General features: G+C 46.7%; 18 protein-coding genes. 2 read left to right on the plus strand and 16 right to left on the minus strand.

The window, feature by feature from the left end; all coding sequences use genetic code 11:
* Positions 1 to 308: 308 nt before the first annotated feature.
* The 6 genes from F0364_RS21745 to F0364_RS21770 form a co-directional block, all read right to left on the minus strand.
* Complete coding sequence (locus F0364_RS21745; protein WP_153799925.1) at positions 309 to 1841, minus strand: alpha-N-arabinofuranosidase; 1533 nt, start codon at positions 1839 to 1841, stop codon at positions 309 to 311.
* A gap of 273 nt (positions 1842 to 2114) precedes the next feature.
* Entirely contained in the window at positions 2115 to 2831 is a 717-nt protein-coding gene (locus F0364_RS21750; RefSeq protein ID WP_153799926.1) for an NUDIX hydrolase, read from the minus strand.
* A 232-nt stretch (positions 2832 to 3063) separates the two neighbouring features.
* Entirely contained in the window at positions 3064 to 4758 is a 1695-nt protein-coding gene (locus F0364_RS21755) for a sodium:solute symporter family transporter (RefSeq protein WP_153799927.1), read from the minus strand.
* A gap of 113 nt (positions 4759 to 4871) precedes the next feature.
* A complete protein-coding gene (araA, locus tag F0364_RS21760) occupies positions 4872 to 6377 on the minus strand; it encodes an L-arabinose isomerase (protein WP_153799928.1) in 1506 nt (501 codons plus the stop codon).
* A 421-nt stretch (positions 6378 to 6798) separates the two neighbouring features.
* The gene (locus F0364_RS21765) at positions 6799 to 7494 is read right to left on the minus strand and encodes an L-ribulose-5-phosphate 4-epimerase (protein ID WP_153799929.1); all 696 of its coding nucleotides are present in this window, start codon (positions 7492 to 7494) and stop codon (positions 6799 to 6801) included.
* Positions 7495 to 7706: 212 nt separating this feature from the next.
* The gene (locus F0364_RS21770) at positions 7707 to 9380 is read right to left on the minus strand and encodes a ribulokinase (protein WP_153799930.1); all 1674 of its coding nucleotides are present in this window, start codon (positions 9378 to 9380) and stop codon (positions 7707 to 7709) included.
* 534 nt (positions 9381 to 9914) lie between these two features.
* On the opposite strand from F0364_RS21770, the gene F0364_RS29340 reads away from it, so the two are divergent.
* The gene (locus F0364_RS29340) at positions 9915 to 10037 is read left to right on the plus strand and encodes a hypothetical protein (RefSeq protein WP_262885413.1); all 123 of its coding nucleotides are present in this window, start codon (positions 9915 to 9917) and stop codon (positions 10035 to 10037) included.
* A gap of 49 nt (positions 10038 to 10086) precedes the next feature.
* Here the strand turns inward: F0364_RS29340 and F0364_RS21775 are convergent, their stop codons facing one another.
* From F0364_RS21775 to F0364_RS21800, 6 genes are all read right to left on the minus strand, one after another.
* Positions 10087 to 10899, minus strand: a complete 813-nt coding sequence (locus tag F0364_RS21775; RefSeq protein WP_153799931.1) for an enoyl-ACP reductase FabI — start codon at positions 10897 to 10899, stop codon at positions 10087 to 10089.
* A gap of 122 nt (positions 10900 to 11021) precedes the next feature.
* A protein-coding gene (gene prfB / locus F0364_RS21780) for a peptide chain release factor 2 (protein WP_153799932.1) occupies positions 11022 to 12114 on the minus strand; the annotation gives its coding sequence in 2 pieces (ribosomal slippage) (positions 11022 to 12065 and positions 12067 to 12114; 1092 coding nt in all).
* A gap of 652 nt (positions 12115 to 12766) precedes the next feature.
* Positions 12767 to 13681, minus strand: a complete 915-nt coding sequence (locus tag F0364_RS21785; RefSeq protein WP_153799933.1) for a transporter — start codon at positions 13679 to 13681, stop codon at positions 12767 to 12769.
* A 240-nt stretch (positions 13682 to 13921) separates the two neighbouring features.
* Complete coding sequence (locus tag F0364_RS21790) at positions 13922 to 14950, minus strand: cytochrome-c peroxidase (protein ID WP_153799934.1); 1029 nt, start codon at positions 14948 to 14950, stop codon at positions 13922 to 13924.
* Positions 14951 to 14956: 6 nt separating this feature from the next.
* A complete protein-coding gene (locus tag F0364_RS21795) occupies positions 14957 to 15769 on the minus strand; it encodes an MbnP family protein (RefSeq protein ID WP_153799935.1) in 813 nt (270 codons plus the stop codon).
* Between the two features lie 286 nt (positions 15770 to 16055).
* Entirely contained in the window at positions 16056 to 16445 is a 390-nt protein-coding gene (locus tag F0364_RS21800) for a hypothetical protein (protein WP_153799936.1), read from the minus strand.
* 134 nt (positions 16446 to 16579) lie between these two features.
* Between F0364_RS21800 and F0364_RS21805 the strand changes: the two genes are divergently transcribed.
* Positions 16580 to 16954: a winged helix-turn-helix domain-containing protein gene (locus F0364_RS21805; protein WP_153799937.1), complete on the plus strand. Its 375-nt coding sequence runs from the start codon at positions 16580 to 16582 to the stop codon at positions 16952 to 16954.
* A 236-nt stretch (positions 16955 to 17190) separates the two neighbouring features.
* Here the strand turns inward: F0364_RS21805 and F0364_RS21810 are convergent, their stop codons facing one another.
* From F0364_RS21810 to F0364_RS21825, 4 genes are all read right to left on the minus strand, one after another.
* A complete protein-coding gene (locus F0364_RS21810) occupies positions 17191 to 18537 on the minus strand; it encodes a TSUP family transporter (RefSeq protein WP_153799938.1) in 1347 nt (448 codons plus the stop codon).
* A 488-nt stretch (positions 18538 to 19025) separates the two neighbouring features.
* Entirely contained in the window at positions 19026 to 22031 is a 3006-nt protein-coding gene (locus F0364_RS21815) for a TonB-dependent receptor (RefSeq protein ID WP_153799939.1), read from the minus strand.
* 785 nt (positions 22032 to 22816) lie between these two features.
* Complete coding sequence (locus F0364_RS21820; RefSeq protein WP_207632822.1) at positions 22817 to 23200, minus strand: LytR/AlgR family response regulator transcription factor; 384 nt, start codon at positions 23198 to 23200, stop codon at positions 22817 to 22819.
* Positions 23201 to 23352: 152 nt separating this feature from the next.
* The gene (locus F0364_RS21825; protein ID WP_153799941.1) at positions 23353 to 24054 is read right to left on the minus strand and encodes a membrane or secreted protein; all 702 of its coding nucleotides are present in this window, start codon (positions 24052 to 24054) and stop codon (positions 23353 to 23355) included.
* Positions 24055 to 24792 lie beyond the last annotated feature (738 nt).

Raw genomic sequence — 24792 nt, forward strand, 5'->3', positions numbered from 1 at the left:
TATGTAAGGTCAATCAATCTAATTGCTGCTGCCTATTGGTTCAGTTTGAAACGCACATTCCTGTGCATCAGGCCAGTATTTTTAAACAGTGGCATGCCTGCGAAAAAAGTAACAGGTTACACCACCGGGTGAGGGATTGAAGCGGTTACCCCGGTGAAGCCTTCGCAGCCGGGCGTTGTGCCGGAGTAATAGCGGAAAGCCCGACCCCTTGCGCAGCTTGGGGGCACCCCCAAAATAATGTAAGAACACAGACGCTGTAATACCTGTATGCGTATACAAATAATTTCAGGCCTAAAATTGTTGACGAACTATTTCAGCGTAAGTACCACAACTGAAAAGGGCGGCAGTGTAACAGACAACGAATTGCCTTTAACGGAGGCGCCATCAAATGCCGCCGGTTGTACTTTGGAAGGATTATCGAAACTGTTGTAATCATTAATTTTTGGGGAACTGATGATCCTGCCTGAAGCGGAAGTAAAGTTTGCACCCGTAAGGTTTACTTCAATCTTCTGCTCTTTATGCAAATCAATATTTACCAGTGACACATGCACTGTACCGGTTGAATCTTTTGAAGCAGAAGCGGACACAGCCGGCAGTTTGATGCCTTCGGATACATAATTATTAGTTTTCAGCTTCAGCGGTAACAGGGTAGCGTCCTGGTGCACATTGTACATTTCCATAACATGGTAAGTGGGCGTTAAAATCATTTGCGGACCGTCTGTAAGTATTACAGCCTGCAATACATTAATAGCCTGTGCAAGGTTGGCCATGCGCACACGATTGGCATGGTTGTTAAAGATATTAAGTGTAACACCGGCAATCATCGCATCCCTCATGGTGTTTTGCTGGAAAAGAAAACCGGGGTTTGTGCCGGGCTCTACATCGTACCAGCCGCCCCATTCATCAACAACAAGAGCAACCCTGTTTTTGGGGTCGTATTTGTCCATGATGGCTGAATGCTTAATAATCAAGGAATCCATCTGCAACGCGGCCTTCATGGATTTTACATAATGATCCTCCAGAAAATCAACCGAAGGGCCTTTTTTGCTCCAGTCAATAACTGTGTAGTGGTGCAGGGCTACACCACCCAGCAAGCCAAGCGGGATATTTTTCATTAGTGTTTCAGTCCATTTATAATCGTCAGAGCTGGCGCCAGAAGCTATACGCATCAGGTTGCCATTTGTCCAGTCGCTCATGAAGGTGCTGTACTTGCGGTACACATCAGCATAGTATTCGGGCCGCATATTGCCGCCACAGCCCCATGCTTCATTGCCCACACCCCAGAACTTCACGCCCCAGGATTTTTCGCGGCCATTGTTGCGGCGCAGGTCGCTCATAGGGCTTTTACCATCAAAATTTACGTACTGCACCCAGTCGGCAAGCTCCTGCACGGTACCGCTGCCCACATTACCGGCCAGGTACGGTTCGGTGCCAATCAGCTCACACATATTTAAAAAGTCGTGCGTTCCAAAGCTGTTATCTTCGGTAACGCCGCCCCACCAGCTGTTAACGATTGCCGGCCTTTTGTCTTTTGGCCCAATACCATCTTTCCAGTGGTAAGTATCGGCAAAGCAACCACCCGGCCAGCGCAGGTTGGGTACTTTCAATTTTTTCAACGCATCCACCACATCGTTGCGCACACCATTGGTATTAGGCACTTTGGAGGTATCGCCTACGTAAAAGCCACCATAAATACAGCGCCCCAGGTGTTCGGCAAAATGGCCGTAAATATGCCTGCTTATCTTAACCGGTTTGGCGGGAGCCGCATTGAATGATGCTACATTCTGGCTGAAGCAGTTAACGCTGCAGAGCAACAAAAGAGAAAAGGCAAATTTTTGCATAGCTGATAGTTATAAAAGATAATATTCCGTTTAAGAACCCTTTGCCCGTAAGGCAAGGACTTTTTAATGGCAATTACTTAAAGCCCGGGGGCCGTGGAATTGTTATGCAATCTCTGTTCACATGGCTGCAGCGTTTCTTCCAGGCGCAATCTTTTAACGGTTGCCCGTACCCCTGCTTTGAAGGCTATAAAAGTACTCTTTAATTGTCATAAAAACAATTATTAATTAAAAAGTTTTTCCATGCCGGGTAGCACTTATGCTACCCAGGGTATTCTATTGTTTAACGCTCTTTAAAGCATCTGGCTTTGGTACAAAATTGAGGAAGGCATTAAAATTGGCATTGTACTTTTTGGCATCCAGCTTAAAATAAAATGCCCCTTTTTTTGAGTTAAGCTTGTCTTTGTCTTTTTGTTTTACCAGCAGCCCGGTTGATAATACTTTCCTGCTGAAGTTACCTTTATCAAACACCACATCATATACGCTTTCGTACAGGCTTTGCAACTGCGGAATGGTAAACTTTACAGGCAATAATTCAAAAAGCAAGGGGTGCAGGGCCGCTTTGTAGCGCAGCTTTTCCTTGGCAAGTTCTACCATCCTGCTATGGTCGAAGATGAGATCTGGCAGGTGGTTGATGGGAAACCAAACAGGGTGATAATCATCACTTAACTGTTGCTTGTATTTTTGAATGTCTATTAAAGCTGAATAGGCGATGGAAACGGTGCGCTCTACAGTATCGCGGTCTTTTTCAGTAAAGGCATGCAATTGATCCATGTATACTCCATCAAGGCCGGTAAGTTTTTTCAATACACGCTGGGCGGCTTCCTCCGCACTTTCTTCTTCCTGCACAAAACCACCCACCAGGCTCCACTGCCCTTTAAACGGTTCAAAACCCCTTTGAATTACCAGCAATTTTAATTCCTGCCCGTCAAAACCAAATATGATGCAATCCACCGCGAAAAGAAACCTGGTCTGATGCGTGTACCTTTTCATGTCGTCCGATATTAGTGATACCTTAAGTTGGGATTGCCTGCTCTCTATCATTTACTTAACCGGATTTGAAATGTTTAATTGTTTTATTCCGGGTACGTTTTGTTATGGCGCAAAAGCAATCTCTATAAATGTACAATTTACAAGTAATTTGCCTCACATACAAAGAAAAAGCAGTGGACGATGCCATAGTAACCCGGGCGCCTGCCACCAAAAAGCCAAACTCAGGACTACACTACCAGAATTTAACGTACAATGCCGAAATAAGCAATAATGTAAGGACGATTAAGGCCATGGTAGAGGGCGCTACTTTAAACATGGATTTATCCAGCTCGAACGCTTTTGGATTAATTTTTGGCCCGCCAAGGCTTATAACCACCATTAATAGTACAGTAAACATAAAGGACAGCCCCATGCATATATGGAAAGGTATAACATACACATCCTTACCATCTTTAAGGGTATGATAAGCAGTATACAGGAATGTTTCGTTACCGAAAAGCTGTGGTGCAAACTCATTGAACAAAACGGAAAGCACAAACCCTGTAATAACACCCGCTACAGCCGCTGCACCGGTTGTTCTTTTCCAGAACATACCTAACAGGAACATGGCCAATATACCAGGACTTATGTAACCGGTGTACTGCTGTATAAACGTAAACCCACCTTTGCCACCGATGCCTAATATGTCGCTCCAGGTAAAAATAACCGCTACTATCAGCGATACGATTACTGTTATACGCCCGGTAATAACCTGTTTCTTTTCGGTAGCTTCTTTGCCAATATATTTTTTGTAAATATCCAGCGTAAAAATGGTGGAGATACTGTTTACTTTACCCGCCAGCGATGCAACAATGGCTGCCGTTAAAGCCGCTACAGAAAGCCCTTTGAGACCAGTGGGCAAAAATGTAAGCACGGCTGAATAAGCCCCGTCTTTACCGCCGATTAATTGTGGCAAATCTCCATGTGTGTACAACACAAAAGCGGCTATACCCGGCAGCATTACAATCAGCGGCATAAGCAGCTTTAGCAAACCGGCGAACAGGATGCCCGTACGTGCCGTGTGCAAATCTGCTCCCAGCGCCCTTTGTGTAATATACTGGTTGCAACCCCAGTAATTTAAATTGATGATCCATATACCGGCCAGGTAAGATGCCAGGCCAGGGAAAGTGATGTATTTGTCAATATCGTTTTGTGTGGAAGCCGCATTGGGCTTGGGGATAATTACCTTGAAATGCTCAGGCGCATTTTGCATGAGGGCTTTAAAACCTGCGATTGCATTGGTACCCAAACCAAATTTTTCACTTACAACGGTAAGTGCGATATAAGTAGTTATTAAACCACCGATTATTAAAACAGCTACCTGTATAACATCGGTATAAGCCACCACTTTCATACCGCCCAGCGATATAAAGAGTGCAAAAACTGCCAGCCCCACCATGATAACATGCAAATATTCGCCACCCGAAATACCATTGATGGCTACCGCACCCAGGTATAAAATGGAAGTAAGGTTTACAAACACATAAAGGAACAACCAGAATACCGCCATGATTAATGCCACAGTTTCGTTATACCTGGTTTTTAAGAATTGTGGCATGGTATATATCTTATTCTTGAGATACACCGGTATAAACCATACGGCCACAATAATCAGTGCAATGGCGGCTATCCATTCGTAAGCGGCAACGGCAACCCCCAGGAAAAAGCCTTCACCACTCATACCTATAAACTGTTCAGCGGAAATATTCGAGGCGATTAAGGAAGCGCCTATAGCCCACCAGGTAAGGGTTCCTTCGGCTAAAAAGAAGGCTTTGGCATCATGCTCATTCCTTTTTCGCTTGTGGTAGATAATGTACCCATAGCCCGCTACAATAATAAAGTAGAAGATAAAAACCGCGTAATCTGCAAAGGCAAGATTCTTATTCATAAGCAAGAAGGTTATATAACTTTTTAATGGGGATAACTGTGGTGAGTGGTGAATAGTGAATGGTGAACAGGATACAATCTATCCCTCTACCCACTCCCTATTTACCAGTCTTCTTATTTATAAGCTATTTCGCTCCACCTCAACTCATTCTTCAGTTGATAAAGATTGGTGTTTTTGCCTATCAGCACAAACTCAATCTTAGCGATATCGGCGAAGTCTTCCAGGTGTTCGGCCGTAAGGTTTTGGCTGTAGCCGGTATGGTGTGCGCCACCTGCCAATATCCATGCAGCCAGGGCCGTTTGCATATCGGGCAGTGGTTTCCACAATACCCTTGCCACAGGCAACCTGGGCAAATCATGCAGGGGCGCCACAGCTTCTACCTCGTTTACCAGCAGGCGAAAACGGTTGCCCATATCAATAACTGAAGCGTTAATGGCAGGGCCGGCCGCTACATTAAACACCAGCCTTACCGGGTCCGCTTTGCCTCCAATGCCCAGCGGGTGTATTTCGCAGGAAGGTTTGCCATCCGCTATGGATGGGCATATCTCCAGCATGTGCGAGCCCAGCACCAGGTTATTACCCGGCTCAAAATGATACGTATAATCTTCCATAAAAGAGTTGCCGCCCTGCAGGCCGCTGCCCATCACTTTCATGGCACGTACCAGGGCAGATGTTTTCCAGTCGCCCTCGCCGCCAAAGCCATAGCCATCGGCCATCAGCCGTTGGGTGGCAATGCCGGGCAGTTGCTTCATGCCATGCAGGTCTTCAAACGTATCGGTAAAACCTTTAAAGTTACCCTGTTCCAGAAAGTAGCGCAGGCCAAGCTCAATCCTTGCCGCATCTTTTAATGATTCATGTTGATCGCCGCCTTTTTTAAGGCTGGCCACCAGTTTGTATTGTTCGTCATAGTTGGCGCAAAGCTTGTCAACGTCAGCGTCTGTTACCTCGTTAATCACTTTTACCAGGTCGCCAATGCCATGGGTATTTACGGAGTAGCCAAACTGCAGTTCAGCTTCTACCTTATCGCCTTCGGTTACAGCCACCTGGCGCATGTTATCGCCAAAGCGTACAAACCGGGCGCCCTGCCAGTCGTTCCAGCCAGCCGCAGCCCGTACCCACGAGGCAATGCCCGCCACTACCTGCTCATCCTGCCAGTGGCCTACCACCACTTTTCTGCGCAGGCGCATACGGCTCATTATAAAACCATATTCCCTGTCGCCGTGGGCGCTCTGGTTCAGGTTCATAAAATCCATGTCAATATCGCCCCAGGGTATATCCCTGTTAAACTGGGTATGCAAATGGCACAATGGTTTCTGCAAAACCTTCAAACCGCCAATCCACATTTTAGCAGGCGAAAACGTGTGCATCCAGGTGATAACGCCTATGCAGTTTTTGGTTGTATTGGCATCCACACAAACCTGGTAAATTTCATCCGGCGTTTTTACCGTTGGTTTAAACACCACATTTACGGGTATAGCTGCTGCCTCGTGTAAAGAGGCGGCTATCTGCCTGGAATGTTCCGCTACCTGTTTTAATGTCTCCTCTCCGTACAAATGCTGGCTGCCCGTTACAAACCAAACTTCCAGCGCCGCTCCTGCGGACGTTATTATATGTTTCATACCAAGACCGGGATTTTATTCTGATTTATTTAATTAAACTGATTTAGTGAATGGGTAATGGCGAATAGTTCATTTAAAATGTACTTCTCTAACTCACTATTTACTACGCCCCCCGTAATTATTATGATACCAGCTACATAGTTTCATGGCATCGCCTGTTGCGTCGCAATCCGTTCATCGTCCGGCTCATTGGGCAGCTTTTCAGACCCGGGTAGAGAATATCGAACAAGGAACAAGGAATGTTGAATAAGGAAAGCCAACTTGCGTTTCAAGATTACTCATGTTCGCTTGCGAAACAATTACCGAACAAGGAACAAGGAATGTTGAATAAAGAGTGGAATGCTCCCCCTACTCACCACTCACCACTCACCACTCACCACTCACTACTCACCACTCACTACTCACCATTCACCACTCCCCCCTACTGCCCATAATAGCTATCCGGCCCATGCTTACGCTCATAATGCTTCTTTATCAATGCATCTTTTAAGCGTGGCGCATTACCATTTATCTGTTCTGTTAAGTAGGCCATCTGCGCTACCGATTCCAGCACGGCGCTGTTATACACTGCTTTTTCCGGTGTTTTGCCCCAGGTAAATGGCGCATGATTGCCCACCAGCACCATCTCCACTTCCCTGTAATCCAGCTTACGCTCATTAAAGCAGTTCATTATCTGGAAACCGGTTTCATATTCATAATTCCCTTTAATCATTTCATCGCTCATAGGCGGGGCACAGGGTATATCAACCGTATTATGGTCGGCATGTGTGGTGCCGAAAATAGGTATATCCCTTTGCGACTGCGCCCAGGCGGTTGCGTAGGTGGAATGGCTATGCACAATGCCGCCAATACCTTCCCAATACTTGTACAAAACAGCATGGGTTTTGGTATCAGATGAAGGCCTAAGGCTTCCCTGTACCGTATTACCGTCAAAGTCAACAATCACCATCTTATCCGGCGACAATTCATCGTAAGGCACACCGCTGGGCTTAATGGCAAATACGCCAAGGCCCCTGTCGGCAGCGCTTACATTTCCAAATGTGAATAATACCAGGCCAAGCTTAGGTAGCTGCATATTGGCTTCGTAGGCCGCCTGTTGTATGTGTGTATAGCTCATGTAGTGAATGGTCAATGGTGAATGGTGAATATGGTTGCTTCAACACTTCAGCTTCATTTGGCAGAAAGTGGTTAAAAAGTTGAGTTATTAACCCTGGCGGTTCTTATAGCCCAGCTTAGTATTTTTCTATGTAAGAATAGGCTATAGGTAATGGCCAATGATTGGAATACGTTTTGCCCTATTCACCATTGACTATTCACCATTCATCATCCTTACTCATCTACCGTTTTTTCCAAAAATCCGCCGAGCTTCATATACTGCTCATAGCGTTTTGCATATACCGCTGCTTTCTCTTCATCAGGATGATACTCCATATCAAAACCCTGTCCCATAGCAGCCATAGCATCCTCCACCTTTTCATATAAACCCGCTGCGGTAGCTGCAAACATAGCGGCGCCGGCGGCACAGGTTTGTTCTGACTTATGGATGCGTATGGGCATATTGATTACATCGGCCATCATTTGCATAATGTAGGGCGATTTACGTGCAACACCACCCAGGCCTATCAAACCTTTTACCGCAACACCTTCGTTGTTAAACCTGTCAACTATGGCTTTGGCACCAAAACAGGTAGCTTCAACAATGGCTTTAAAAATGCGGGGCGCATCCGTGCCCAGGCTTAATCCTGTAAGTGCCCCCTTCAGCAACTGGTTGGCATCCGGCGTTCTGCGGCCATTAAACCAGTCAATAGCCAACTCGTCTTTTTCATCCAGCGGCAGTTTTGCCGCTTCTTTGGAAAGCTCAGTTATTATACTGTCGCCAATTTCTTTTTTCAGTGCATCCGCGGTGGCTGCATCTATTACAGCGGAGTTTTTCAGCAGGTTGTTCAACGGCCAGGAGATAATATTTTTAAACCAGGCATAGCAATCTCCAAAACCACTTTGCCCGGCTTCAAGGCCCATCATGCCCGGTATAACAGAGCCTGGCACCTGGCCGCAAATGCCTTTTACCAGTTTGTCCTGCACTTCTTCAATGGGCGCTACCAGCATATCGCAGGTGGAAGTACCCATTACTTTGCTTAAATGATAAGGCTCAATCTGGCCACCCACAGCACCCATGTGCGCATCAAAAGCGCCAACACCTACCGCAACTTCTGTGGAAAGGCCAAGACGCTCAGCCCATTCCGGGCAAAGGTTGCCGGCCGCTTTGTCAGCCGTATATGTTTCAGTAAACAATTTTGAGGTAAAGCCATCCAGCAGCGGGTCAAGCGATGCAAAAAAATCATTGGGCGGCAGGCCGTCGTATTCTTTTGCCCATAATGCTTTATGTCCTGCGGAGCAAACGCCCCTTTTTAGCTGGCTTACATCGGCGCCGCCGGTAAGCAGAAAGGGTATCCAGTCGCAATGTTCTACCCAGGAGTAACAATCATTCCTTACCCCTTCATCCGCCCTTAATATGCGCAGCAGCTTGGCCCAAAACCATTCCGATGAGTAGATGCCGCCCACAAACTGCAGGTAGTTAACATCAAACTTTTCGGCATGGGCATTTATTTCCGCCGCCTCTTTGGTAGCGGTGTGGTCTTTCCACAGCACAAACATGGCATTGGGGTTCTCTGCATAAGCGGGTAACAAAGCCAGTGGGGTTCCTGTTTTGTCAACAGCCACCGGTGTTGAGCCGGTTGTATCTATAGAAATGGCTTTAACCTTTGCCGCCACAGTTTTACCAGCTTTTTGAAGGCAGCCTTTTATGGTGGCTTCAAGCCCTTCGGTATAATCCAGCGGGTGTTGCCTGAACTGGTTTTTCTGCGGTTCGCAATAAAGGCCTTCTTTCCAGCGGGGATAATAAAACACGGAGGCGGCTATTTCCGCGCCATTGGCGGCATCCAGTATAACTGAGCGGACAGAGTCTGAACCGTAGTCAACCCCTATTACGTAAGCTTCTTCCATAAGACAAGTCAAAAACTGTTAGGAACCAAATGTAAAAAAAGAATTGTAACAATGACAATTATTTTGGAGGTTTTTTAAATTTATTTTTCTGAAACAGCGGAATAAGCGCATTATACAACTGTGCTCCGGCAAAATGCTTTATATGTAGTTGACAATTTCAGGGTGCTGCCGGTCAATGTCATTAAGTTAAGCCCCATCGGGGCTTGCTGTTTGTAGAAACAAAATCATTTACATGAACGGATGCCACAGAGTGGCTACCCAATCGTCGCTTAAGGGTAGCCGCTATGCGGCATAATTCCCTTGTTTTATGCTATTTCTACAAACATGTAGCACCTACCGCGCAAAGAACAAAGTCTTTCTTCTTAACTTAATGACATTGTGCTGCCGGTTACAGAGAACCCTATTTTAAATATTCGATTAGCTGGAACCTCTTACCTCTTATGCAACGTGTCTGGCGCCAAAGGCGGCAGACACTACGCCGCCCTGGTGCGTGTCTTCACGCACCAGCACTACCCGGGTCTGAAAAGCCGCCCAATGAACCGAACGATGAACGGATTGCGACGCAAGGGACGATGCCATGAAATAGCGAATGCTGGTATCATCATCGCCAACAGGCAATTACGAATGGATGTTATTTCTCAGGGCAACCGTGTATAAAAAACCCCGGCTATTTTGCCGGGGCCTTATAACTACGTGTAAGCTAAACTTATTTTTCCATTTGCTCTATTACTTTAGCGGTAACGCCGGTAAAGCTGAAGCCGCCATCGTGAAACAGGTTTTGCATGGTTACGTACCGGGTTAAATCGCTGAACAGCGATACGCAGTAGTTGGCGCAGTCTTCCTGTGTGGCATTACCCAGCGGGCTCATATTTTCAGCATAGCTTATAAAGCCATCAAAGCCTTTAACGCCGCTGCCCGCCGTTGTGCGGGTGGGCGACTGAGATACCGTATTTACCCGCACTTTTTTACGAACACCATAATGATACCCGAAACTGCGTGCCACGCTTTCCAGCAGGGCTTTGGCGTCGGCCATTTCGTTGTAGTCTGGAAACACCCTTTGAGCGGCGATGTAGGTAAGGCCTACCACGCTGCCCCACTCATTAATAGCATCCATATCCCAGGCAGTACGCAGCACCCGGTGAAAGCTCATGGCCGAGATATCCAGCGTTTTCTGGTTAAATCCGTAATCAATTTCTGTATAATGCTTGCCCTTGCGCACATTAAGGCTCATGCCTATTGAGTGCAGTATAAAATCAATACCGCCATTAAAATGCTTCAGGCTTTCTTCAAACAGTTTCTTCAGGTCGTCCATGTTGGTAACATCGGCGCCTACTACCGGGGCCTGTACGGCATCGGCCAGTTTATTTATTTCGCCCATACGCAGGGCTACCGGCGCATTGGTAAGCACCAGTTGGGCGCCTTCTTCATGGCAGCGCAAAGCAGTTTTCCATGCAAGCGATTTTTCATCCAGCGCACCAAAGATGATACCTTTCTTTCCTTTTAGTAAGTTGTAAGACATAAAAACAGTTTGTAGTTTTTAGTTTTGTTTCAAAGTGCAGGCCTGCCTGTTTAACAGGCATAAAACAAATATAGCAGGCCTGTACAGTATTCAACAGATTTTTCTTTTGCTACCGCAGCAGGCTATGCATCCTGCTCTTTTTCCATCATCAGGTAAGCTTTTATAAAGCCATCCAGTTCGCCATCCATAACAGGCTGCACATTGCCCACCTCGTAATCGGTACGGTGGTCTTTAATCATTTTGTAGGGGTGAAACACGTAGCTGCGTATCTGGCTGCCCCATTCAATTTTTTTCTTGCTGGCGTTGGCGGCATTTTTTGCCTCTTCCCTTCTTCTCAGCTCTTCCTCGTACAGGCGGCTTTTCAGCATTTTCAGCGCCAGCTCACGGTTTTCGCCCTGGGTACGGCTTTGCTGGCATTCCACAATAATACCGCTGGGCGCATGTTTAAGCCGCACAGCCGTTTCTACCTTGTTTACGTTTTGGCCACCCTTGCCGCCGCTGCGGTAAAACTCCCATTCCAGGTCGGCCGGGTTTACTTCAATTTCAATGCTGTCATCAATCAGCGGATATACAAATACGCTGGCAAAAGAAGTATGCCGCCGGGCATTGCTGTCAAACGGAGAAATGCGCACCAGCCGGTGCACACCGCTTTCGGCTTTCAGAAAGCCATAGGCAAAAGGCCCGTCAAATTGAAGCGTAGCGGTTTTAATACCGGCGCCATCACCTTCCTGATAGTCCAGCTCAGTAACTTTCATGCCTTGCTTTTCACCATACATGCGGTACATGCGCAGCAACATTTCTGCCCAGTCCTGGCTTTCGGTGCCGCCAGCGCCCGGGTTTATCTGCAATACGGCAGGCAGTTCATCTTCCGGCTGGTTAAGGGTGCTTTTAAACTCCGCATCTTCAATGGCAGCCAGCGCAGCCTCGTAGGCCTGCCTTGTTTCTTCTTCCGTAGCGTCGCCGCCTTTCCAGAATTCAAACAACACGGCAAAGTCTTCAACGGCAGTTTCTACCTGCTTGTACAGCTTCAGCCAGTATTCGTTGGTTTTAATATCCTTCATAATGCCGGTAGCCCGTTCATTATCGTCCCAAAAGCCGGGCGATAGTGAAAGCTGGCGGTCATTATCTACTTTTTGCGTACGGTTATCGTAGTCAAAGAAACCTCCTTAGAACACTAACGCGGTCCCGTAAAACTTTAATTTGTTCCTGTGTCATAGCTGGCAAATGTAAGGTTCTCGCACAAAAAGCGAAAAACGGTGTTTTGATATTTGCAGAGAAAGGGTTTCAGGGCGTGTCCCCAAGCTGCGCAAGGGGCCGGGCTTTCCACTGCTACTCCGCCACAGGGCAGGCACACAAAGCTTCAGCGGGGTATCCGTTTCAATCCCTCACGCACATAGTACACATCCCTGGGGTGAAGGGGTAGATTGAACATATCATTCCGTTATTTATCATTGGGTGAAATAAGTACAGGAACTTACTATGTTCCTCCGGAACATGTTGTGGGTAGAATAGCCATTTACGTTCTTTTATGTTCCGGAGGAACATTTTGTCCTTATTCCCGTAGATGCATGCACAAAGCGTTCCCCTGGAACGCAGGTGCTATCCCGTAATGTTCTACCCACAAGGTGTTCCTCCGGAACACAGGTTGCAGGATGTACTTACACTACCCCATTTTACTGCCAGTCGCTGTTTTTGGGGAAAATACAATCTATTCGCCCCCAACAGGATGTTTGGCATTTGTTCTCTATCAACGGGTTTCACGCATGGGTATTGTAAGGTACGCCCTTAGGCCAATGCGGTTTTACCCTTGCCAGTATATGTCCGCCAAACACCTGGTAATGATTTCACTTTTTTACCGGCACAAAAACTACAATACAAACGATACATGCAGCATGGCCCGGTTATTGGCTTTTACAAAGCCGTTGGCCAGGTTTTGCGATAAAGGCGTTTGAAAATTAGCGCCGGCCGCTACTTTCTTAAACAACAGTTCCGCACCCAGTGTGCCCAGCAACAGCCTTCCGCCGGATACATCCATTTTAACGCCGGCATCATCATCCAGCGCGGCCTTTTCATACTGTAGCCCTGCATTGGGTGCTACGGTAAACAAATCTTTTACCCTTAACTTGTAATAGGCCTGCAGGTTAAAGCTTAGTTTGTTGCCATAACGGTAATCGTATTTGTTGGCTGTATTAACCTTGTAACTGGCGGAGGTATTGATGCCGGCATCCTGTATGCGCAAATCGTACATGGCGTTTAACGTAACATCTGTACTGCCGGTACCCAGTTGAAAAGTATTGGCGGTTTCTGTATCGCTTTTTTCAAGGTTGTCGTAGCTGCCCGTTGGCAGCTTTACACCCGCCCCCACCCACAGGGATTGCACTACCAGTTTATGGCCGACAGTTTTTCTTGTGTTGAGCAACTGGTAAAAACCCTGAACGCCTGCATCGCCAATACCGCTTTTGTTATAGGTTGTACCCTGGTTATGCTTTTGGTTAAAGTTAACCGGCAGGTAACCCATTATGCGGAATTTCTGATGGATTGTCCAGCCGCCCCAGAGTTCGGCGGTGCGGTAGGTTTCTTCTGTTGTAAGATAGGTGGTGGTACCGCCGGCGCCTATGTGTGTACGCAGGGTGTTGTAGCGGTAGCGCAAGCCCAATATCTTTTGGTTAAAATCGGGCAGTATGCCAATATAGTAGCTGCCTACCCCGCAACCGCAGATATCGCAAGCTGTTGCGGAAAATGTAACCAATACAGTAATGGTTGCCACTAATAGTTTTTTCATCTTGATTGTATGCTTTGATGATAGAATTTATATGCTTTCTATACTATGGATTTTTGTTAATGTCTCTGCCGCCTGCGGCAGAGACGGGAGCCCATCCGGGTCTGAAAAGCCGCCCAGAGAACAGAACGATAAAGTGATTGCGACGCAACAGCCGATGCCATGAAATGATATCGCCGGTATCATACATATTATTCCTGCCTTTTCCTGATTGTCTGTCTACGCAATAAATTTTATTCTTGTTTACTGTTCCGAAAACCTCGGGTCGGTAATAAACTGCCTGTCGTTAAGTGTTTGCAAAAACGCAAGTAATTGAACCCGCTCTGCAGTAGTTAACGTAATGCCCAGAACGCCGTTACGCTGCAACAAAGCATCCAGGTTAGGCGTATTTTTTACCTGCCTGCTGTAATGGTCAAATACAGCATCCAGCGTATAAAAACGGCCATCGTGCATATAAGGCGCGGTATAGGCCAGGTTGCGCAGGCTTGGCACTTTAAACCGGTAGCGGTCTGCCGCATTGAGCGTTACGGTATAACGGCCTTCGTCATTGTTGTTGGCAATGCTTAAACCATTGTTGCGAAAACTGTTATCGGTAAACAAGGGCTCGGCATGGCAGGCTGAACATTTGGTTTTGAATATTTCGTAACCAGCCTGTTCATCGCTGGTAAACACTGTGCCTTGGCCACGCACCACACTATCGTATTTGGAATTGCTGCTGATGCACATAACCATAAACTGGGACAGTGCTTTCAGAAGCCTGGCTGTGGTAATTTCCGGGGAGCCAAAAGCCTGCCGGAACATGCCGGGATAATCCGGGTGCTGCTGCAGTTTGCTGATAACATTCTCCACCGTTTCATCCATTTCTACGTGATTGGTAATGGGCACAATGGGCTGCAGGTCCAGGTCGAACACGCCGCCATCCCACATGAGTAACGGGCTCCATGCCAGGTTCATAATTGGTGGCGAGTTGCGGCTGCCCAGCCTGTCATCAATACCGTGGCTTACATCGTGGCCATGCTGCGTAAACGCGGAAGACTGTATATGGCAGCTTCCACAACTAATGGTGTTGTTCCTGGAAAGGCGGGGCTCGTAAAACAGTTTTCTGCCCAGCACAAAACCGGCTTCGGTAACCGGGTTGTTCTCCAGCTTATAAGCAGGTGTGTTAAAATTGGCGGGCTTTTCAAAACCGCGGAACAGCGAGGCCACTTCTTTGTGGCAGGCAGCAAAAGCCGCTGTTATCAACATTACAATTACATATATCCTGGTGCGCATAGCAGCTTAATTTTCTGTATGATCATGCCTGAACATGGTTGCATAATTGTTGGCGATGTTTACGCTGTAATCGCTGAACATTACCTGCGGGTTGGCTGCCAGGCTAACAGTAGTGCTGCCGTTGAAAACTTTTAGCACATCCACCATCAGGTGTATGTTGCTGTTGCGGCCCTGGCGTACTTTGGCAACCCCACCGGGCGTAAGATTGAGCGTTACGGTTTTAATGTTGTTGATGGTAGGCGCTGAGTAGCCGCCAAAGCCGCCTATATGGTAACGGAACTTGTGCTTACCTGTGGGGTCAACCGGCGCCTCAGGGGATAAGCCTTCCATTTTGAAGAAAATATAGCCGCTGTTCCAGCCCCAGTACATGCCATCGTCCATGCCGCCGCTGGGGTCTAACGCACCGGTACGTTTCGCAATGTCCATGGTACTGCGCAGGCTGTCAACGCCTAATACAAAAGAGAGGGAACTGTACTCGCCTGTGGGAACACTTAACGTTACATGGTCTGCATCTTCTTCGCCCTCTTTTACAAGGAAATAACTGCTGTCCTGCGGTACGGTGTACACAGTACCGTCTGTTTTGTTAAGGCTGATGTTGCTTACAAAATACTGCAGCCTGTCAACCGAAAAAGTTTCACCTGCGGCATTGGTATAAGAACCTGTATTCAGTTGCAGGTTTTGCCCGCCAACAATATTGTCAAATTCTATTGACAGGGATGACCGTTCTTCTGTTGAAGAAGGCGGCTGGGCATCTTTTGAGCAGGAAGTAAAAAGAGGTGCAACGAATAGTACTATAATGATGATTTTGTGGATAGTCATAACAGTTTACTTTTTAATTTTTGAGTACGGACTATTGCGTGTAATAGCGGGCTGATTGCGCCATCACTCCAGTCCGTCAACATGCTGATGGCAAAAGCATTTAATGTTGTTACCTGCACTTAGTGGCAGATAGCAACACACGATACACTATCACAGGCTTAAGCTCTGCGGTATTACCGGCATTGTTGATACAGAAAAATGGATTGTATTGTATGCAGCGCATTACGCTTTACGCATATAGCATAAAGCCAGGTAAAGAAATGATGAGTTTTGCATTAGAAGAATATCAGCAGCAGAGCGGTGGATGAAAGATGTTTTCTTTATGGCCCGCCAGTAGTTGACTGTGAATATTGCTGGGTAAATTAAAGTTTAGTATGCGGGTTTCAATAGCAAAGCTGTGGCTAACAACAGGTTCAAAATATTCTGCACTAACGGATTTAGCTATACCTTTTTCAGCAGTTGATTCATTACTGTCGTTGGCATGGTCCAGTTGTTTTTTTAGCTGGCACTGGCCGTTACAATGCATCTCCGGCCTGCTTTTGTTTTCGCAAAGGTTTTCAGCAATGTATTCCTGGTTAATGTTGTACTGCAGGCAGGCTATGGGCATAGCCATTGTTTTAAGCAGTATTAAACCGAGCAATAAAGAAGCGCAGATATAGTTGAGCAGGTTTTGCATCTACGGCGGCGAAGGTAATTGCAAAAAGATTTTTATTCCAAATTAAAATGCTTTTTTACAGCAATAAATACAGGCTCCACGTTTTATGGCTTGCCGCTGTTGTTTACATTTGTCTTTACCACAAAATACGCTATATGGTTACAGCCTCCGTTAAATCAATACTCAGTAAAAAATCTTCCTACAAGGTAAACGGCAGCTTGTGGATTGAGTGCGAAGGCGAACGTTTTTTTGGCCTGGGCAGGGTTGAGCTTTTACAAAGGATTGATGAGACAGGCTCTATAAATAAAGCCGCCAAGCTGATGAACATGTCTTACAAAAAAGCCTGGGAAATGATTAATGCTTTAAACAGCCAGGCAGCAGCGCCGTTTGTTATTACGCAAACCGGCGGCGAAAAAGGTGGCGGCTCTGTAATAACTGATGAAGCCAGGCAACTGATTAGCTACCATAAAAACCTGCGGCAACGCTTTGCGGAGTTTCTGGAGAGAGAAACTGGTAAACTGCACTTGTAGGAAAGGGCGTAATTGTTTAATGTTTGTCTGTTTAATGTTCAATGTTGGCGGAGGTGGCAAGGACTTGCGATCGTGGATTTCTAAATTTAGGATTCGTTGGCTGCGGCATTGTTAAAGATTATCGCCTGCAGTAAGTCGTCTAAAACTATCAATGCTCTTTTGCGCAACAATCCGGTAGCCGGCATCGGCTCAGTGATTTTACGTCTTTGGCAATAAGGTTTGCCAAAGACGAATAACTAAAATAACCCGGCAATAGCTTTTACCAGTATGCGGGAGCTCCAGAAAATGACCATAGCCCCAACCGCTACAAATGATGTTTTTACCGGTAATTTGCCCGATAGCCGGGCCGCCAGCGGGGCGGCTATTAAACCGCCCAATATAAGGCCGGCTATTACCTGCCAATGGCTAATGCCTATTTGGGTAAAAAAAGTTAAGGCCGCGGAAAAGGTTACAAAGAACTCTGTAACGCTAACGGTGCCAATAACAAAGCGCGGCGTACGCCCTTTGGCTATTAGGGTGCTGGTAACCAGTGGGCCCCAGCCACCGCCGCCAAACGAATCCAGGAAGCCGCCAGCCCCGGCCAGCCAGCCGGCATTCTTTACCTTGCCCGGTTTTCTTTTTTTACGAAGGGCCACTACAATAATCCTGATGCCGAGTATCAACGTATAAGTTGCCAGCAGTGGCCTTACATAATCGGCATATTTGTCGCCAAACCTGGAGAGCAGCACAGCGCCGATAACCGCGCCGGCAATACCTGGTATCAACAATACTTTAAACAGTTTCTTATTTACATTTCCAAAGCGGTAATGGCTGTAACCGGAAGCGCCGCTGCTGAACATTTCCGCGGTATGTATACTGCCGCTGATGGCAGACAGGTTAACGCCCAACGACAATAACACCGTGGTACAGGTTACGCCATACCCCATGCCAAGGGCGCCATCTACCAACTGCGCAAAAAAACCGGTGGCTATCATCCACATAAACCGGGTGTCTAACTGTTTCAGTTCGTCAAGTATAGTAATCCAGAACCTGTCAAACTCAATATAACTCAGCAGCCAGTGGCCAAAAATCATAAAGAAGAAGGCAAATACAAACCAGGACGCCACTTTCTTCCAGCGCTTCTCACCTTCCTTGTCGTTGATGTCTGTATAATTTTTACCATTGCCGCCATTACCTCCGGCAGCGGTTAAAAGGTTGTCGCTGGTTTCCGTGGTATAAAAAGCATTTCCGCCCTGCTCGCCGGCATGAAACAACATACCATGGCGCACAGCGTCGCGGCCAATAGCCGCGGCAAGTTCCGCATCCTGTACGGCAATGATTACTACATCAGCCTGCTGAAGGTCTGATGAACTGTATGGCTTCTCCTTAATTTCAACGCCCGTATTTGCTGCCGCCAGTTGCTTAACAGGCTCGCTGATAACGGGGTACACTATTGTTATTGTGGCCCCGGGCGATAGCTGCAACAGGTTTTGCAGGCGCCGGGCACTGCTTTCTCCGCCACCCACTATTAATACGCGAAGGTTCTCCAGCTTTACGAAAAGCGGGAGAACCCTGGCTGGTTTTGTTATGGTTTCTGTGCCCAATGTTTTTGGTTTTCTTTATGGTGGATGTAAATTAAATACTGCCCGGTTGCTACACCAGCAGTGAATGGTTTATTACGAACCTGCTGCACATTGTCATTAAGTTAAGCTGTCGGCCTGAGCCTGTCGAAGGCGGATTCATGAAAAAACGACTTGCATAACCCGGTTTCGACAAGCTCAACCTGACATTCACAGCTTAACTTAATGACTTCGAGACCTGCTGCACATTGCTGCGTAAAGAACAGAACCCTTCGCTTTGCTCAGGGCTGGCTACTGCTGCAACTGCTGAATAGAATTACAGCAGTACAAGTGAGTGACACAACCAAAGCCTCATAGCAGCAATACTGCTCGTCCCAAAAAAAGTATTCTTGCTTCTGTATTGTCCTACCTCACCCCAACCCCTCTCCGAAAGAGAGGGGCCAGAACCCCGTTGCTGAACGGTTTCAACGAGACTGCTAACCCCTTGACCGGACAATAGCGGTTTTATTTCCTTACTTATCCAACAACCCGTCAAAAGTAATGGTTGCATAATACAGGCCGCCAATGGTGGGGCCACCTGCATACTGCAAATATTTTTTGTTAAACAGGTTGGCGCCGCCAATTTTAATACTTGCCTTTGCTTCGGGAACACGGTAGGTAACCTGCGCATCCACCGTACTGTAGGCCGGTATCTGGGCGGTAACCAGCGGGCTCTCCCACAAAAAGCTTTGCTGCCATTTAAATACCACACTAAAGCCCAGGTTCTTTACAATTTCCCTATTACCAAAAGATATATTGGTGTTCCATGCAGGCGTATTAAAACCGGTAACAAATATATCGTTCACCTCGTTGGATTTTATTTTGTTATGGCTTACGTTGCCGCCGATGGTGAATTTTTTGTAGAAGTTGTAAGTGGCGCCAAACGCGAAACCATAATTGGTGTACTTGTTTTTGGCGTTGGTGTACACCCGGTAACGATCCTGCCCCTTACTGGCAGCATTGCCACCGCTGGCGGGTTGTGCATCCCTGTTGCGGTCAATCATGGCAATTACAGCGGCATCGGAGCCTACGGTTTCGCCCTTAGGCACAAATACCTGCACCTGGCCTAAAAAGCCATCGTATGTATTGGTATAAGCATCAATATCCAGCACCAGCTTGTTATTGGCAACTACACTTTTATAACCAAATTCAAAGGACTGTATACGCTCCGGCCTTGCCTTGGGCAGGTTGGCCACCTGCAGCAGGCTGCGGTTGGCCAAAGCGGCAGCATCGGTGTTGCCGGCGGCCTTAACAGCGGCGTTAAAGTTTACCACCGAAGCCTGTGTGTAGCTGTTATCAAGATAACCCAGGCCCTCGTTTATGTACGACAGGCTGCCCACACGCTTTACCCTTCCGTTGTTTACGTAAGACAATGCCTCGAACAATGATGGAAAGCGGTAACCCTGCTGATAAGTAAACCTGAAGTTGTGGTTTCTTTTAAAAGTGTAAACGGCGGCAAGGCGTGGGGTGAATTTGCCTTCAAACTCCGGGTTATTATCGTAGCGTAGCGATGCGAAAAATTTCAGCCTGTCATCCAGCACAGTTTTAGTGGCCTGCACAAAGCCGCCATATTTTTTGTAGTGGATGTTTTTACCAAAGCTGCCGTCTTTTGCCGGCTTATTGCGCTCATCTATGGGGCGGCTAAAATCAACAAAGTTGTTTCCATCGGGAATTACTTCGTACACACGGGCATCGCCACCAACCAGCAGGTCGAATATTTTTATGCGGCGGGAAAGGTCCCACTGGGCTTCCGCATGGTACATACGGCTTTTTTGTACCAGTGCCGCACCACCTGTTACCGGCGCATCCTGGATGGCGTTTGATTTAATATCCCAGTTATTAATGCCGCGGATAACATTTTTTATGGAGTCAAAACGGGCAGTACCGGGTTCTGCACGGCCGGCATCAGCCCTGGCACGGGCATATTGGTTGGCTGCGGCCAGGTTGGCTGAGTTTAATTCGCCGCCATTTGCCGCCGCGTATTCCAGCAGTGCGTTTTTGTATTTGGCACCCCATACGCTGCCGCTGCCGCCGCTGTACAAATCCATATTGTCGGCCAGGGGCTTTACGTTATAAGAATCGCCGGTATTTTCTGTTGATATATAAGCCTTCACTGAAAACTCGCTGCCCTTAACCTCAATCTTATGGTTTTGTACAACTACATTATCCAACTGTATTTTGTTGCCGCGCTGAAAAACGCCGTCCATTTTGCCATAGCGGTAAGCGTAAGAAACCTCCAGGTGATCGGTTAACCTGTAGTGCAGGGCCGCATCAAATTTCAGGTTGTCAACGGTAGGGCTAACCAGGTCTTTTTCCCAATAGCCGGTACGGGCTACGGTAAGTGTTTGGTTACCCTGGCCATTAATGGTAAGGCCGGTAAGCGATACTGTGTTGCTGCCAGCCAGGGCATCATCGCCGTATTTGTTCCAGCCGTCGTAAACAATATTATTGTCGCCATTCAGCTCCGGAAAAGTGGGGTTGGCAGTTTTAAGGTTATTGGGGTTCTGGTCTTTGCGGGTATCGCTTAACCAGTCTGTACCCCGCATGTAGCTGCCATTTATTTTAAAGGCGAACTTGTTATTAAAGGCCTTGGCGTAACGGAAGGCGGTTTCTGTAAGGTTGCTGAGGTCTCTGCCGGTGCCACCCACATGGTTAAGGCCTGTTTTTTGATAAATGCTCAAACCCTGGTACAAAAACGGGCTTTTGGTAATAAGATTGGCCATGCCGTTAATGGCGTTCATGCCGTACAAGGCTGAGGCAGCGCCAGGCGTAATTTCCACGCTGGCAATATCCAGCTCTGTGGGGCCAATGGCGTTACCCAGCGGAACGCCCAGCGTGGCTGCCTGCATGTCAACACCATCCACCAATTGCATAAAACGAAAGTTGTTGGGTATGTTGAAGCCGCGGGTATTAGGCACTTTAAACGTAAGGCTGCTGGTTGTCATCTGTACGCCTTTTACGTTTTCCAGGGCGTCATAAAAACTGGGCGCCGGCGATTCCTTAATGGCACGGATGTCCAGTTTTTCAATAGCCACCGGCGATTTAAGTATGCTCTCGGCAACACGGGATGCGGTTACCACCACTTCTTTACCCAGAAAGGTTTGGGTAACCATGGCTATATTGGGCTTTGAGTTAAGGTCTTTCACTTCAAAATCCTGCGGTTGGTAGCCTACAGAAGAAAAATGCAGGGTGAAAGGAAATTTCAATTTTGTTTTAAGCTTAAACTCACCCTGGCTGTTGCTGATGGTGCCTGCAACAGTGCCGGCAATCTGTATGCTTACGCCCTGCAGTGGCTCATTCTTTTCCTGGTCAAGTACTTTGCCCGAAATTTCTATTAACTGGCTTTCCTGGGAATACAAGAGAATAGATACCAATAAAAATGTAGCTGTAAAAAATGCCTTGATAATGCTGTAGTTAATCCGCTTTTTTTGATAAGGAAAGCCTTCCTGTGAAGCTTCTATTGTGCTTGTTGCTATCATGGTGGTAAAATAGCTGTGATAAAAAATTAATGATTGTTATAAAGTAGTTGCGCCAAAAAGCGCTGGTTCGCGGTAAAAGATATTATGCCCCGGCGGGACAGCAACAGGCACATGAAAGAGTGCCGGAATGCTTAACTGTACAGCCTTGTGCCAGGCTGGCGGAATGACTGTTTTGGAACAGTACTGAGATGGATGTGTTGTTGAAGTTGCGTTGCATTTGCAGCAAAAGTATATAAAACCTATTAAATTAGTAGACTTTGTGGATTTATTTTTTTCTTCCCCCATCCAAATGGGAATTGTTAGGGCGCCCCCGCCAAAATACAGGGCGGGCCGGGCTTTCCACTGCTACTCCGCCACAAAGCCGGGCACATAGCCTTCAGCGGGGTATCCGTTTCAATCCCTGGCGCGGGGTGACACAGGCTGATTTTTCAACTAAACTCCTGAAAAAATGGTGGTAGAGCTTGTACAATTTAACCAGAGGTAATATAACGTGAGTTTTGAATCTTTCACATGATATTCAGCTATATACAAATAAAATCAGACAGGATCTTCATTTTACTAATATCATCAAGCTTAGTATACCTTGTACAAGAAAATTCTGCTGCTGAAATCACAGTAGTACAAAAGCTTAATCAGGGCGAGTGGAAGAAACGTGCTGTATATCGTTTCTTCCTTGACTTTTTTTGTTACTTTTTTGTGTCAAGACAAAAAAGTAAATAACGTTATTCCATACAGGTAAATGCGATATACTAAACTCACGTTAATATGAGATTGGCAGAGTGGAGTTACTGGTAGCCTTCCAGGGCATCTAAAAATTGCTTGCGGTAAGCTGTGCCTACGGGTATGAACAGCTTTCCTATTTGTACCTCATTCTTGCTGATACAACTGATATGGAAAATATTGACTAAAAACGAACGGTGAACCCTGAAAAACCCTGAATGCTGTAATCTTTGTTCATAATAATTAAGGCTTTGCAGGGTAGTGTAAAAGCTGCCATCCTGCAGGTGGAATTTGATGTAATCCTTCATGCCTTCGGCATACAGTATATCCGCAATATTCGTTTTAATAAGCTTGTATTCAGATTTCACGAATATGAAACCCTGGCTGGTGGCATGTGACTTATGGGGCAACAAATAAGCAGCTTTCCCGGCGTTTGGCGTGTTTTCCAAAATTCTCATTTAAGGATGATGAATCTCTTGTGCGGGTAAAGACATGCTTTACCCTGCCCACGTTGCACCGTAAAATGTGAAGAAATGCTTAAGGAATTGCGGCAACCGCGAAAACATTGGCTACCGGGTGCTTTTGTGCAAAGTCCAGTAAATCAGTAAGATTCTTTTGTCCAGGTTTCATGTATGGGTTCGCCTTTGGAGCTTAGCCCGCTATGGTCCCACTGGTTGCCGGTTACCTTTCCTTTAAACTCCAGGGATGCACCAACGCGGCTGTTATCGCGGGGAAAAAATTCAATATGCTCTGTATAAACGCCGTTGTTAAAAGTGTAAGTACCGCCACCGGTACCAAAAAACTCGCCTGTACCTGTATTAATTGCCACCCACTGAAACCGCGTACCCGACATTATCTTAATTGTTTTTCTTGCCGTGCGTTGCATAGGGCTCATCACCCCGTTGCTTTCACGGGCGGTAATGCGCCAAACACCAGCCAGCCCGGCTGCTGCATCATCCAGCTTTTTCCATTGGCCGTTGATGCCATCCACGTTTGTAGCAAGTTGGTCTTTGCCTGGTTTATAAGCTATTTTTTTCTGGCTACCGGTATTTTTCTCCAGCGTATTGTACTCAATGGTAATAGTAAGATTTTCATTGCCGGCCTCGCAAATACCGCCCCAGGCCTTTACAAACTTTTTGGCAGCCTTATCAAATTCAGCATAAGAAAAATAACCCGGCAATACACAGATTATTTTTTCTATATCTCCTTCTTTTTTGTGCCAGGCGCCATAAACGGCGGGCTGGGCATGTGCAAAGGATACCAGTAAAACAAGGATGATGAACAAACCGATGTTCTTTTTCATATGGAGCAATTTAAGTGAAGAGGAGCATACAGGCTGTAAGCATTGAGCCGAAAGAGGGATTACAAAATCACCAGCAATTCTATTTTGCAACCGCCTGCTTTTCAACTGCATGTTTTGTGCCGGAAATAAAGATAAACAAAACCGGTTGGGAAGCGTACCGGCTGTTGAGCGCAGCAATAGGTGCACCATTGCAACGCAACCCTTTAGAACAAGAAATAATGAACATTGATGAGCCAGCGGGTAATTTTTGCACGCACACAGCCTTATTAAAAACAACCTGTGAACATATCGCACCTACGGTGCTCTTGCAAATCGTCTCTTTTCTTATCTACTGACATGCCGCCTCTACGAGGCTTTGCTTTTTAATGTTCATTTGTTCAACGCTCCATGTTAGCGGTTCAACAGACCAGCAACCGGCAACATCTGCCGTTCAATGTTCATTTGTTTAAAGTTTAATGGCAGTAGGGGGTATTGAAGAGCTTCTGCACTTCATCATTCAACCAAATTATAAGCCTTTTAAAATTCAACAGACCGGCGACCAGCAACCGGTAACCTGCAACTGGTCTTCGGGTGAGGGATTGAAGCGGTTACCCCGGTGAGGCCATCGCAGCAGGGCTTTGTGCCGGAGTATGAGCGGAAAGCCCGACCCCTTGCGCAGCTTGGGGACACCCCCAAAAAGCAAGTACGAAGTTTGAAGTACGAAGTACCTGTAATATGTTAGATGTTTGATGTGGGATG

It is taken from the genome of Foetidibacter luteolus, assembly GCF_009650435.1.
GTDB lineage: Bacteria > Bacteroidota > Bacteroidia > Chitinophagales > Chitinophagaceae > Foetidibacter > Foetidibacter luteolus.

Coding starts and splice junctions, on each gene's coding strand:
- F0364_RS21815 (WP_153799939.1), bottom strand. CDS start 22,031: ATGATAGCAACAAGCACAATAGAAGCTTCACAGGAAGGCTTTCCTTAT.
- F0364_RS21790 (WP_153799934.1), bottom strand. CDS start 14,950: ATGCGCACCAGGATATATGTAATTGTAATGTTGATAACAGCGGCTTTT.
- F0364_RS21785 (WP_153799933.1), bottom strand. CDS start 13,681: ATGAAAAAACTATTAGTGGCAACCATTACTGTATTGGTTACATTTTCC.
- F0364_RS21825 (WP_153799941.1), bottom strand. CDS start 24,054: ATGAAAAAGAACATCGGTTTGTTCATCATCCTTGTTTTACTGGTATCC.
- araA (WP_153799928.1), bottom strand. CDS start 6,377: ATGAAACATATAATAACGTCCGCAGGAGCGGCGCTGGAAGTTTGGTTT.
- F0364_RS29340 (WP_262885413.1), top strand. CDS start 9,915: ATGAACCGAACGATGAACGGATTGCGACGCAAGGGACGATGCCATGAA.
- F0364_RS21775 (WP_153799931.1), bottom strand. CDS start 10,899: ATGTCTTACAACTTACTAAAAGGAAAGAAAGGTATCATCTTTGGTGCG.
- F0364_RS21800 (WP_153799936.1), bottom strand. CDS start 16,445: ATGCAAAACCTGCTCAACTATATCTGCGCTTCTTTATTGCTCGGTTTA.
- F0364_RS21805 (WP_153799937.1), top strand. CDS start 16,580: ATGGTTACAGCCTCCGTTAAATCAATACTCAGTAAAAAATCTTCCTAC.
- F0364_RS21755 (WP_153799927.1), bottom strand. CDS start 4,758: ATGAATAAGAATCTTGCCTTTGCAGATTACGCGGTTTTTATCTTCTAC.
- F0364_RS21795 (WP_153799935.1), bottom strand. CDS start 15,769: ATGACTATCCACAAAATCATCATTATAGTACTATTCGTTGCACCTCTT.
- F0364_RS21770 (WP_153799930.1), bottom strand. CDS start 9,380: ATGGAAGAAGCTTACGTAATAGGGGTTGACTACGGTTCAGACTCTGTC.
- F0364_RS21765 (WP_153799929.1), bottom strand. CDS start 7,494: ATGAGCTATACACACATACAACAGGCGGCCTACGAAGCCAATATGCAG.
- F0364_RS21745 (WP_153799925.1), bottom strand. CDS start 1,841: ATGCAAAAATTTGCCTTTTCTCTTTTGTTGCTCTGCAGCGTTAACTGC.
- F0364_RS21750 (WP_153799926.1), bottom strand. CDS start 2,831: ATGAAAAGGTACACGCATCAGACCAGGTTTCTTTTCGCGGTGGATTGC.